The following is a 10,179-nucleotide window of genomic DNA, read 5'->3' as shown; positions in this document are numbered from 1 at the left end:
TGATTACGCAGATGAAAATCGATATAGCCAAAAGTGGTCAGATTTTGCAGCTCTTTGGATGTTGGTAGACGGTCACGTTCTTCAGATTCAGAAATGACACGGGATTTTCTTAAACCTTTAATGGCTTTTTCATATTCATTAAAATCAACTTCCACACCCCAAAGCAGTTCGGCATGATCCAGGACTGATTTGATGCACTGAAATTCAAATAAGATCGTGCTGGGTTCAACAGGATCTAATTTATAACTTTCATTTTTATAACCATCTCTGCGACGTAAAGCATGATTGGCGTAATCAGTCCGTTTCAGATCGCAAAGCGGTTTCTGTGAAATATCAAATTTTTTCAGCATTTCTAAAGTGAAGGCTTTGGTACGGCCATAATCCGAAACTTCAGATTTATACCTCATAATTGCATATGCCAATGGCATCGCTGCAGAAGCCATGGCACCCTTGCTGGTTGACAACAAGTGAGGATTATTTTCTAATCTGTCCTCTTCTCTTTTTAGCCATGCTTTTGCTGACGCTTTCGAACTAAAAGTTTCTGTATCAAAGTATTCTATACCGTCACTTTTTCTGCGGATGTTAATGACCGCTTTATATCGGGTCCCTTTGGTTTTTGATTTTAACTCTGAGATATAGCCCATTTTTGCAACTATTTTTAAGTGACCAGAAAATGTGTTCAATTATAGTTGCAAGCGTTGCAAAAAGATTAGAAAAGATTAGGTAAAATTGTAAATGATTCGACTATTCACAGGTGCTTAAATGACTGATTTAAAACAAAACGTAGATATATCAAGGGTTCCGCGTATATCCGTTGCACCTATGATGGATTGGACCACCAAAGACTATCGTTTCTTTGCACGTCTGTTTAACCCGAATGTGATTATGTACACTGAAATGGTCACCACAGGTGCAATTATTTACGGTGATGCCAAACGTCATTTGGACTTTAATACGGAAGAACAGCCAATCGTGTTGCAACTCGGCGGCTCGAATCCAAAAGATCTGGCAATCTGTACCAAGATGGCGCAGGACTGGGGCTATAACGAAGTCAATTTAAATGTAGGTTGCCCAAGTGACCGGGTACAGAATAATAAAATTGGTGCCTGTCTGATGGCGGAGCCTGCTTTAGTCGCAGAATGTATTGCTGAAATGCGTCATGTGGTGGATATTCCAGTGACCGTAAAACACCGGATCGGGATTGATGATATGCACTCTTATGAAGAGATGCTGCATTTTGTCGATACTGTGGCCAAAACCGGCTGCAATAATTTTATCGTGCATGCACGGATTGCCTTATTAAAAGGTCTCTCGCCTAAAGAAAACCGCGATGTGCCGCCACTACGTTATGAAGATGTCTATCGTTTAAAACAGGATCGTCCTGATCTGCTGATCGAGATCAACGGCGGGATTAAAACCTATGCCGAAACGCTTGAACATCTCAAACATGTGGATGGCGTGATGATTGGCCGCGAAGCCTATCATAATCCTTACTTACTGGCTGAACTGGGCCAACTGTGGAATCTGGATGCACCAGACCGTTTTGACATTATGCAACAGATGCTGCCTTATATTGCCCAGCGCATGGCCGAAGGTGCACCGTTGTCGATTATTACCCGTCATATTTTGGGACTGTTCCAGAACCTGCCGGGTGCACGTAAATGGCGTCAGGCTTTAAGTGGTGGTAATGCTAAAACCTTGAAAGATGTAGAGACTGCTCTCTTTAATATTCAGGAAGCCATTCAGCGTACCGAAGATTATGTTCGCGAACATCAACAAGTTGAATCCTAAACACAAAAAGCACCGATGATCGGTGCTTTTTTATAGCGATTGCGCATTAGTTATTGCGTATACGCCGTGATATTGCCGACCGGAATCGGCTCTTCCTGATAAGAAACATCTTGTAATGCGGGTTCAGCCACTGGTGTGATCAGAGAGCCGGAGATATTCTGGTTTGGTTCATCTACAGGTTCCAGATCATCCAAGGCTGAGGCCAGTTGCTGTAATTCTCGATCCAGTTGCTGACGATATTTTTCAATTTCAATTTCATCAATAAAAGCAAAGGCATCATCTTCAATCGACCAGCTATAACCCCCATCCACCTTAAAGACTTTTACATGAATGGGATATTCCTCACCCTGATAATTCAGATGAGAAATGGCCTGAAACTCATTCCCCTGACGCTGGACAATTTTAACCTTTTTCACGGTAAAACGATAATGTTGATAATCTAGATTGGAATTAAATTCACGTTGCATCTGCGTTTGAATATTTCTGGCCAGTTCATCCATCGAGACAAAATAACTGCATCCAGCCAGACAGGCGACCATCCATAACATCATGATTTTTTTCATAGCGCCCCCTCTTTTTTCTTTCTACTTCCTGCTTATAGCTGATATATGCAGTATTTTTATCTTTGCTTATTCTGTGATCCATTTTATGCTTTTTTGCAAAAACAATAAACAAACGGCGCTTCAATTAAGACTAAATATTTATGGCTTCTATAGTTTTTTTGAATTAATGATAAAAAATCAGCTATAAAAAAACCCTGATGGATTCAGGGCTTTTTCTATACAGATCGTTTTAAAAATCATCATCACTGGATGGATCACGATGCAAGGCATCATGAATAGCTTCGATCAACTGCTGGGCAATCTCCTGCTTGGAGGCTTTTTCCAGATCACGCTTGTCCAGCTGATAATGCTCGGCAAAGAATACTGTCATGGCATTTTCATCCGAAGCAAAACCAATATCCGCACGTGATACATCATTGCAGGCAATCATATCCAGCTTTTTCGCGACCAGCTTTCCGGCAGCATATTCTTCAATATTGCGGGTTTCTGCAGCAAAGCCGACCATAAATGGACGTTTTTCCTGCTGGGCAATAGTCGCAACAATATCCGGATTTTTCACCAGTGCTACATTCAACTCATCTCCGGCTTTCTTGATTTTATGCTCGGCTACCTCTGCCACACGATAATCGGCTACTGCAGCTGTCGCAATAAAGATATCGCAACCATTTTCCAGCATTTGCATACTTTCATTCAGCATTTGTACAGCAGAAGAAACATTCTTACGTTTCACACCATTTGGGGTGTCCAGACTGACCGGCCCTGCAATCAGGGTCACATTTGCCCCTGCTGCATAACAGGCTGCAGCCAGTGCAAAGCCCATTTTCCCGGTACTGTGATTGGAAATATAGCGCACTGGATCAATCGCTTCGCGGGTCGGGCCTGCGGTAATCGTGACCTGTTTGCCTGCAAGCAGGCCAAATTTTTCCGCAATCGCACGTTGAGCTTTATGAAAATATTCAGTCACCTGATGCGCTAAATCTTCCGGCTCAGGCATCCGGCCCAAACCTACATCACCACAAGCCTGTGATCCCGCGTCCGGCATGATCACATGCACACCATCTTCGATCAGTGTCGCAAGATTACGCTGCGTTGCTTTAGCTGCCCACATTTGCTGATTCATGGCAGGCGCTACCCAGACTGGTGCTTTTGTTGCCAGATATAAAGTACTGAGCAGATCATCAGCCAGACCTGCGGCAAATTTTGCCAGGGTGTCACAACTGGCTGGCGCTACCAGCAACAGATCTGCCCAACGTGCCAGCTCGATATGTCCCATGCCGGCTTCTGCTTCAGTATCCAGCAATTCGGTATGTACGGGATTGCCCGATAAGGCTTGAAAGGTTAAAGGTGTAATAAAAGCCTGTGCACCGTGAGTCATGACGACCCGCACATCAAATCCGGCATCTTTCAGACGGCGGACCAGAATTGCACTTTTATAGGCAGCAATACCGCCAGTGACGGCCAAAATGATATTTTTATGAGGAATTACACTTAGATCAAAGCTCACAAACAGATTACCTTGCTGTTGCAGTGGGGCTCACAATAGCATTAAATATTCGCATTCCCAAGAGATCGGCTTGCGGGAAAACTGATAATTTATAATAAATAAGTCTAATAACTATGCAATTTTCTATTAAAAACTGGCCGGAACAAGAACGGCCGCGAGAACGCTTAATTCAATATGGCGCAGAAAGTCTATCCGATGCCGAGCTACTGGCCATTTTTCTACGCTCCGGTTCACAGCAGCATTCGGCAGTTGATCTGGCGCGTTTGCTGATTCAACATTTTGGTCATTTGACTGCGCTACTGGATGCACCCTTACAGGAAGTCAGCCAGTTTCATGGCATGGGCATCAGTAAATATACCCAACTGATGGCCGTCAAAGAACTCGGACGGCGTTACATAGCCGAGCACCTGAAACAGGATGCACTGGAACTCACCAATTCCAAAAGGCTGAGAGACTATTTACGTTTTGAACTGCTCGGTGAAACTCAGGAGGTATTTGCCGTGCTGTGTCTGGATGCCAGTTTAAGAAAAATTGCCTTTAAAAAACTGTTTTATGGTTCAATCAATGCATGTGATATTTCCATTAATCAATTGCTGCGTTATGCCATTAGCCAGCAGGCGACCTCAATTGTCATTGCGCATAATCATCCGCTGGGCCGGCCCTCTCCATCCAAGGCCGACCTGGTGTTGACCCGCCAGATTCAACAGGCCTGCCAACTGGTAGATATTCATCTGATTGACCATTGTATTATCGCTTTAGAGGGCAGTTTTTCCTTTGCTGAGCAGCAACTCATCAAACCGGAAATGCAGTATTGAATAGCACTTGACAAAGCAGGCACAACTCCACAAGATCATAAAAAAAATTGTGATGATTCCAATAAATGATCGTACGTGACCAACCGACTGTTTTTAAACTGCTGTTTTCCTGGCGGGGGACGATTTTACCTAAAGTTTTACCGCCTTTAGGCGTGGTGATGCTGATGTCAGCTATCATTGGTGGCTTGTCACATATTGGCTATTTTCATTTTCCAGAATTACCCCTGGTCGGCTTTACCCTGATTGGAGTGGTACTGTCTATTTTTCTTGGTTTTAAAAATACCGCCTGTTATGACCGTTGGTGGGAAGCCCGCAAACTTTGGGGAATTTTAATTGCCAATTCACGTCATTTTGACCGTGATTGCCGGATGCTGTCCCAAGGTCGCCGTGAACGTGTGATTCAGCATGTGATTGTCTTTGCCAATGTCCTCCGTGACCGACTACGCCATCAGACAGCCAATCCGATGGAACTGGTGGAAACCAGTGGTATGAGCCAGCAGGCTGTGACCCAGCTCTATCAGCAGGCCAATGCACCGCAATATACCTTAAGCCTGATTCAATGGGAGCTGATGCAGGCGCTTAAAGAGGGTGAAATCTCCGACATCATCTATATGCAGATGAATAATCATGTGGCTGAACTAAGTATTGTCCAGACCGGTTGTGACCGGATTGCGACAACGCCTTTGCCTTTTGCCTATTCGGTCTTGCTGAATCGTACCGTTTATTTTTTCTGTTTTATTTTACCTTTTAGTCTGGGTTCAACGCTTGGTCTGTTTACGCCTTTGCTGGTTGGAATTTTAGCCTATACCTTTTTGGGACTAGATGCACTAAGTTCAGAAATTGAGGAACCTTTTGGCACCCAAAGCAATGACTTGCCACTAGACTCTATGGTGCGTACCATTGAAATTGAACTGCTAGGAACTTTAGGCAAACCAACGCCACCGCCGATTCAGGCCAAAGATCATAATTTGCTATAATTTATAATTCTCTCCTCGCCCTTTGCTATTAGTAGCGAAGGGAAAATCTTCTCTCAAATGAAAAAGATCGAGGTAAAGGAATGACTAAACAAAACTCTCCCAAATCCCGATCTGACCCGGTTTAAGACTCGGGACATTACCGAGTTTAATCCAGGGCATATGATCGCCATGAAAATCACTGCCAATCGAAACTTTAAGATCATGTTCAGCAATCATTCGATCCACCATCTGCCGAGTGGAACTTGGCTCAATCGCCGGTGGCAGCTCGACGGCATCTCCACCGAACTTGGCAAAGATCTCGATCAGATAACGGATATTGGTCGCAGATAAATCATATTTGGTCGGATGTGCCAGCACGGCGAAGCCGCCACTTTCATGAATCACCTGAATCGTGTCTTCAAGACTCAAGCCATCAAACTTGACATAAGCTTTCTTGCCTTCCTTGATGTATTTATCAAAAGCCTGTTGTGCACGGGTCACAATGCCCTTTTCTACCAGCGTTTTGGCAATATGCGTCCGTGTCACTCGATCAGGGATATTATCGACTTTGGCCAGTACATCAGCATAAATATCTTCACCAATTAAAGGAATCAGCAGATCACAAATCTGTTTAGAGCGTTCTGCCCGGATTTTCTTTTGCTGATTGAGGGCTTTTTGTAAAGGCTCAGGATTTTGCATATTTAGCGCGACGATGTGCACGCCATAGTTTTTTTTGGTGGCAGGACGTGACCACTGGCTGGATATTTCCACCCCGGAAATGATCTTAATCTCATGATTTTTAGCGGCTTCCTCAGCCAATACCAAACCGTCCATGGTGTCATGATCCGTTAGGGCCAAAGTATGGACGAGTTTTTCCACAGCCGCTTCGACCAATTGCTGAGGACTGAAAGTTCCATCAGAAATATTACTATGTGTATGTAAATCTACGCCGTGCATCTCTATACTATGACATTTATTTGATCAGATTTAGATACTCTAACATGAAAGCACTTTTAGACTTTGTGCCACTCATTATTTTCTTTTATTTATATAAAACTGTAGATCCAAAAGACACTGACCATCAATTGCTGCAATTGATCGGTTCTGCGGGGGGTGTCGACAATAATAATATTCTTGTTGCAACCACAGGTCTGATTATTTCCATGCTGGTCGTCTATGGTGCGTTATTTGTCATGCAAAAATTCCGTCTGGACAAGCAGCAATGGATTGTCTTGTTTATGACGGTGATTTTTGGCGGCATTACCCTGATCCTCAGCGATGATTTCTATATCCGTCTAAAAGCAGTCTTACTGAATCTGGTCTTTGCTGGTGTCTTTTTATTATCCCCTTGGTTTAGCAAGGATAAAAAGCCGCTGATTCAGCGTCTGTTTGGTCCGGTATTTAATCTAAGCGAAAAAGGTTGGGTCAAATTGAACTATGCCTGGGTCGCGATGTTTGTGCTGATGTCATTTCTGCATACCTTTTTCGCCTATTTGTGGATGGATGGAAAATATTGGGGCGAATTTACCGCATTCGGTGACATGATCGTGATGTTTTCCTTTATCATTATTCAGTTTATTGTATTGCGCAAATACTTTAAGACCGCTGAATAAGTCCAACTACAAACGATTGAGAATCATCATGCCATTATTCGTCGTTAGCTGTACCGATCGGGAAGGTACAGTTGAAAAACGCCTCGCGATTCGTCCACAACATCTTGCACGTCTGGAACAGTTAAATGCTGAAGGCCGCCTGATTGTTGCAGGTGCCATGCCTAAAGATCCAGCCAATCCACAGGCCGGTTTTTATGGCAGTACCATTATTGTCGATTTTGACAGTCGTGAAGCGCTGGATACATGGCTACAGGATGAACCTTTCTTAAAAGAAGGTGTGTACGAACACATCGATATCAAACCATTCAATAAAGCATTCCCTCAAGGATAAGGTTCATGCGTGTTGTTACTGCCAGTATCATTGGCCTATGTTTTATGATTTCTCCAGTATGGGCAGTTGAAGTTGCGCCTGTGATTCAGGAAAATCAGACAGCACAACCTCAAGGGACAGCGGCGACTGCCCAAACCCAGTCTACGCCGAAACCTGCCATTATTCCCGCAGTAGCGTCTTCTGCCCAGCCGGTGCCACCTGCCGAGAATAAACCTTTAACTGCAGAAGAAATCGCCAAGCTGAAAGCCCAGCAAGATGCCAAGGTGAAAGCCTTGGTCAAAGATCAGGCCACCCGTTTGCAGCAACTAGAAAAAGCCAATCTGGAAGCACTATCGCAAAATCAGGAATTGCAGCTCAAGAATGATAATCTAGGGGTTCAAGTACAAGTGCTGCAAAGTGAACGCAGTGCGCAGATGTTCCTCTATGGCGCTGCAACCCTGGCTGTCGGTGTATTGCTTGGCTTCCTGATCGCAAGCTATGTTTATACCAAACGCCGCCGTCAATGGTAAGCTATACCCCTTCCCGATATCTTTAAGGTTGTACCTGTTTTGTCGCATGCAATTCAAACTGCTGATCTGGATTGGCAATTGGTGGATGGCATTGATGTGCCTGTGTCCAAGCAATTTGGTGATGTGTATTTTTCCAAAGACAATGGCTTGCTGGAAACCCGGCATGTCTTTTTAAGTGGCAATGATCTCACGACGCGTCTGGCAGATTTAAAACCTTTTGAATATTTCTGTGTAGGCGAAACGGGTTTTGGTACTGGTTTAAATATTTTGGCCCTGTGGCAACTCTGGCAACAGGTGCGTCCGGACAATCACAGTCATCTGCATGCTATTTCAGTTGAAAAATTTCCTCTTTCCAAAGCTGATCTGATTCGGGCCTTAAATGCCTGGTCAGAACTCAAGCCTTTAGCTGATCAACTCATCTCTCAATACCCGATGCCAATTGCCGGTTGCCATCGACTCAGTTTTCCTGAGGAACGCTTCAGTCTGGATCTGTGGTTAGGCGATGCACATGATATCTTCCCGGTGATTGAAAAAACTGCGCCTGTGAATGCCTGGTTTCTGGATGGCTTTGCGCCTTCTTGCAACCCCGATATGTGGGAAGAAAATGTTTTAAATAATATTGTACGTTTATCCGAGATTGGGACAACTTTCGCCTCTTTCAGTGTTGCTGGCGTTTTAAAACGTGGCTTAAAAAATCATGGGATTTCAATTTCCCGTCCACGTGGTTTTCAGCATAAGCGTGAAATGCTGAAAGCGATCTGGAATCCGGCTGAAGAGACTGAAAGTTCATTAATACAAGAAATCACTCAAAAAAAAACTGAGCAAGATACAGAGACCAATATCAGACCTCGCCAAATCGCTGTGATTGGCGCTGGAATCGCCGGTTTAAGTACGGCCTGGGCATTCGCTCAACGTGGTCATCAGGTTACGCTTTACGACCAGTCAGCGCCACTCTCAGGAGGTTCTGGCAATCCACTGGCTTTGCTGAATCCCAAACTCTGTCCGGTTGAGCAAAGTGCTGAACATCTGATGACATTGGCCTGGCAACATGCCTTAAATCATTATCAAAAATTTAAAGCTTTCCGCCCGATTCAGGTGAATCAACTGGCCTTAAAAAATCCTGAACAGCTATTGGGATTAGCAGATGAATATCCTGAAAACATTCTTGCTGTACAAGATACAGAAGATCAAGAGATTCAAACTGCATTTCCAAGTTTAAAGCTGTTAGAAGCTGGCGCGGTTTCTCCTCATCAATTGCGTGATGAAATTCTACAGAATGTAAATATCCGATATAAACAGGCCAAAATTAGCCATATTGAAGCGGCTACAAAACATCAGCTATTTTCAGATGAACAGGATCTAGGTGAATTTGATCATGTGATTGTCTGTACTGCTCGAGAAACCCAGCAATTTTTTGCAGATTATCCGGCTCTGAAACCGATTCGTGGACAGGTCAGCTGGGTCAACAATCAGGCGCAACCTTTAAGCCAGAATACAGCCTATAGCTATGGCGGCTATTGTATGCAACTGGATGCTGAACATCTGATCTTGGGCGCTTCTTTCTATCCAGGTCGGGATGATGAAGAGGTGTTAGCAGAAGACCATGTTCATAACTACGAACTGATCCATAGTGTCTTCCCAGAATATGCACGATCCTTACCTTCTACCGAGACCTGGAAAGGTCGTGCCTCGGTACGCGCGCAAAGTCAGGATTATTTCCCCCTGCTCGGTAAAATGAAAGCGGATCAGGAAATTTACAGCTTTGCTGGTCTCGGTTCTAAAGGCTTTCTGTTTGCGCCACTATGCAGTGAAATTCTGGCAGCCCAGATTCTGGCTGAAGCCTGTCCGGTCCCATCCTGTGTAGTGAAAAAGCTCAGTGTGAAGCGTTTTCAAAAGAAAGTGAAAACCAAGAAACCTTATTTTAAGCCTCAGATATAGAGTCCTATTTTAAGTATGTTCCCTCTTCTTATGGGCATAGGTATCTACACATCTTTAGGTACTTAATGCAATTGTTGCGATTTCATTCAGTTCATCTATTGAATATTCCGAGAGCAGTTGAAGAGTGTTCAGTAAAATCGAAAGTCCTGCCAATATTGC

10 protein-coding genes and 1 pseudogene are annotated in these 10,179 nt (G+C 44.0%); 7 read left to right on the top strand and 4 right to left on the bottom strand.

From position 1 onward, the window contains the following. Window positions 1-443 (bottom strand): annotated as a pseudogene (locus WAK81_RS10150) (site-specific integrase); the annotation flags it as partial. 319 nt (window positions 444-762) lie between these two features. On the opposite strand from WAK81_RS10150, the gene dusA reads away from it, so the two are divergent. Beyond that, on the top strand, window positions 763-1,791 hold the full coding sequence (gene dusA / locus WAK81_RS10145) for a tRNA dihydrouridine(20/20a) synthase DusA (protein WP_422196710.1): 1,029 nt from the start codon (window positions 763-765) through the stop codon (window positions 1,789-1,791). A gap of 50 nt (window positions 1,792-1,841) precedes the next feature. Here dusA and WAK81_RS10140 read toward each other — a convergent pair whose 3' ends face one another. Together WAK81_RS10140 and coaBC are read right to left on the bottom strand one after the other, a co-directional pair. Continuing rightward, window positions 1,842-2,354 (bottom strand): hypothetical protein, encoded by a 513-nt coding sequence (locus WAK81_RS10140; RefSeq protein WP_422196709.1) that lies wholly within the window; start codon window positions 2,352-2,354, stop codon window positions 1,842-1,844. A 229-nt stretch (window positions 2,355-2,583) separates the two neighbouring features. Continuing rightward, entirely contained in the window at window positions 2,584-3,858 is a 1,275-nt protein-coding gene (gene coaBC / locus WAK81_RS10135) for a bifunctional phosphopantothenoylcysteine decarboxylase/phosphopantothenate--cysteine ligase CoaBC (RefSeq protein WP_074383530.1), read from the bottom strand. 113 nt (window positions 3,859-3,971) lie between these two features. On the opposite strand from coaBC, the gene radC reads away from it, so the two are divergent. Together radC and WAK81_RS10125 are read left to right on the top strand one after the other, a co-directional pair. Continuing rightward, a complete protein-coding gene (gene radC, locus WAK81_RS10130) occupies window positions 3,972-4,673 on the top strand; it encodes a RadC family protein (RefSeq protein ID WP_005101798.1) in 702 nt (233 codons plus the stop codon). Between the two features lie 65 nt (window positions 4,674-4,738). Continuing rightward, window positions 4,739-5,650 carry a bestrophin family protein gene (locus WAK81_RS10125; RefSeq protein ID WP_422196708.1) on the top strand — a complete coding sequence of 304 codons (912 nt, stop codon included), beginning with the start codon at window positions 4,739-4,741 and terminating at the stop codon, window positions 5,648-5,650. A gap of 84 nt (window positions 5,651-5,734) precedes the next feature. On the opposite strand, the gene WAK81_RS10120 is transcribed toward WAK81_RS10125, so the two are convergent. Next, complete coding sequence (locus tag WAK81_RS10120; RefSeq protein WP_422196707.1) at window positions 5,735-6,586, bottom strand: PHP domain-containing protein; 852 nt, start codon at window positions 6,584-6,586, stop codon at window positions 5,735-5,737. 44 nt (window positions 6,587-6,630) lie between these two features. On the opposite strand from WAK81_RS10120, the gene WAK81_RS10115 reads away from it, so the two are divergent. The 4 genes from WAK81_RS10115 to mnmC are packed head-to-tail and all read left to right on the top strand — an operon-like array spanning window position 6,631 to window position 10,020. Next, window positions 6,631-7,242, top strand: coding sequence for an inner membrane-spanning protein YciB (locus WAK81_RS10115; RefSeq protein ID WP_422196706.1), 612 nt, complete (start codon window positions 6,631-6,633; stop codon window positions 7,240-7,242). A 28-nt stretch (window positions 7,243-7,270) separates the two neighbouring features. Then, window positions 7,271-7,573 (top strand): YciI family protein, encoded by a 303-nt coding sequence (locus WAK81_RS10110; RefSeq protein ID WP_243474979.1) that lies wholly within the window; start codon window positions 7,271-7,273, stop codon window positions 7,571-7,573. A gap of 5 nt (window positions 7,574-7,578) precedes the next feature. After that, a complete protein-coding gene (locus WAK81_RS10105; protein WP_422196705.1) occupies window positions 7,579-8,082 on the top strand; it encodes a hypothetical protein in 504 nt (167 codons plus the stop codon). A 39-nt stretch (window positions 8,083-8,121) separates the two neighbouring features. Beyond that, on the top strand, window positions 8,122-10,020 hold the full coding sequence (gene mnmC / locus WAK81_RS10100) for an FAD-dependent 5-carboxymethylaminomethyl-2-thiouridine(34) oxidoreductase MnmC (protein ID WP_422196704.1): 1,899 nt from the start codon (window positions 8,122-8,124) through the stop codon (window positions 10,018-10,020). The last annotated feature ends 159 nt before the right edge of the window (window positions 10,021-10,179 follow it).

The organism is Acinetobacter sp. (genome assembly GCF_049284435.1).
In the GTDB taxonomy this organism is placed as follows: domain Bacteria; phylum Pseudomonadota; class Gammaproteobacteria; order Pseudomonadales; family Moraxellaceae; genus Acinetobacter.
This window is presented reverse-complemented; position numbering and strand designations above follow the sequence as displayed.

Excerpts from the sequence above, each read along its gene's own strand:
- dusA (WP_422196710.1), top strand. The coding sequence starts at position 763 with ATGACTGATTTAAAACAAAACGTAGATATATCAAGGGTTCCGCGTATA.
- WAK81_RS10140 (WP_422196709.1), bottom strand. The coding sequence starts at position 2,354 with ATGAAAAAAATCATGATGTTATGGATGGTCGCCTGTCTGGCTGGATGC.
- radC (WP_005101798.1), top strand. The coding sequence starts at position 3,972 with ATGCAATTTTCTATTAAAAACTGGCCGGAACAAGAACGGCCGCGAGAA.
- WAK81_RS10125 (WP_422196708.1), top strand. The coding sequence starts at position 4,739 with ATGATCGTACGTGACCAACCGACTGTTTTTAAACTGCTGTTTTCCTGG.
- WAK81_RS10120 (WP_422196707.1), bottom strand. The coding sequence starts at position 6,586 with ATGCACGGCGTAGATTTACATACACATAGTAATATTTCTGATGGAACT.
- WAK81_RS10115 (WP_422196706.1), top strand. The coding sequence starts at position 6,631 with ATGAAAGCACTTTTAGACTTTGTGCCACTCATTATTTTCTTTTATTTA.
- WAK81_RS10110 (WP_243474979.1), top strand. The coding sequence starts at position 7,271 with ATGCCATTATTCGTCGTTAGCTGTACCGATCGGGAAGGTACAGTTGAA.
- WAK81_RS10105 (WP_422196705.1), top strand. The coding sequence starts at position 7,579 with ATGCGTGTTGTTACTGCCAGTATCATTGGCCTATGTTTTATGATTTCT.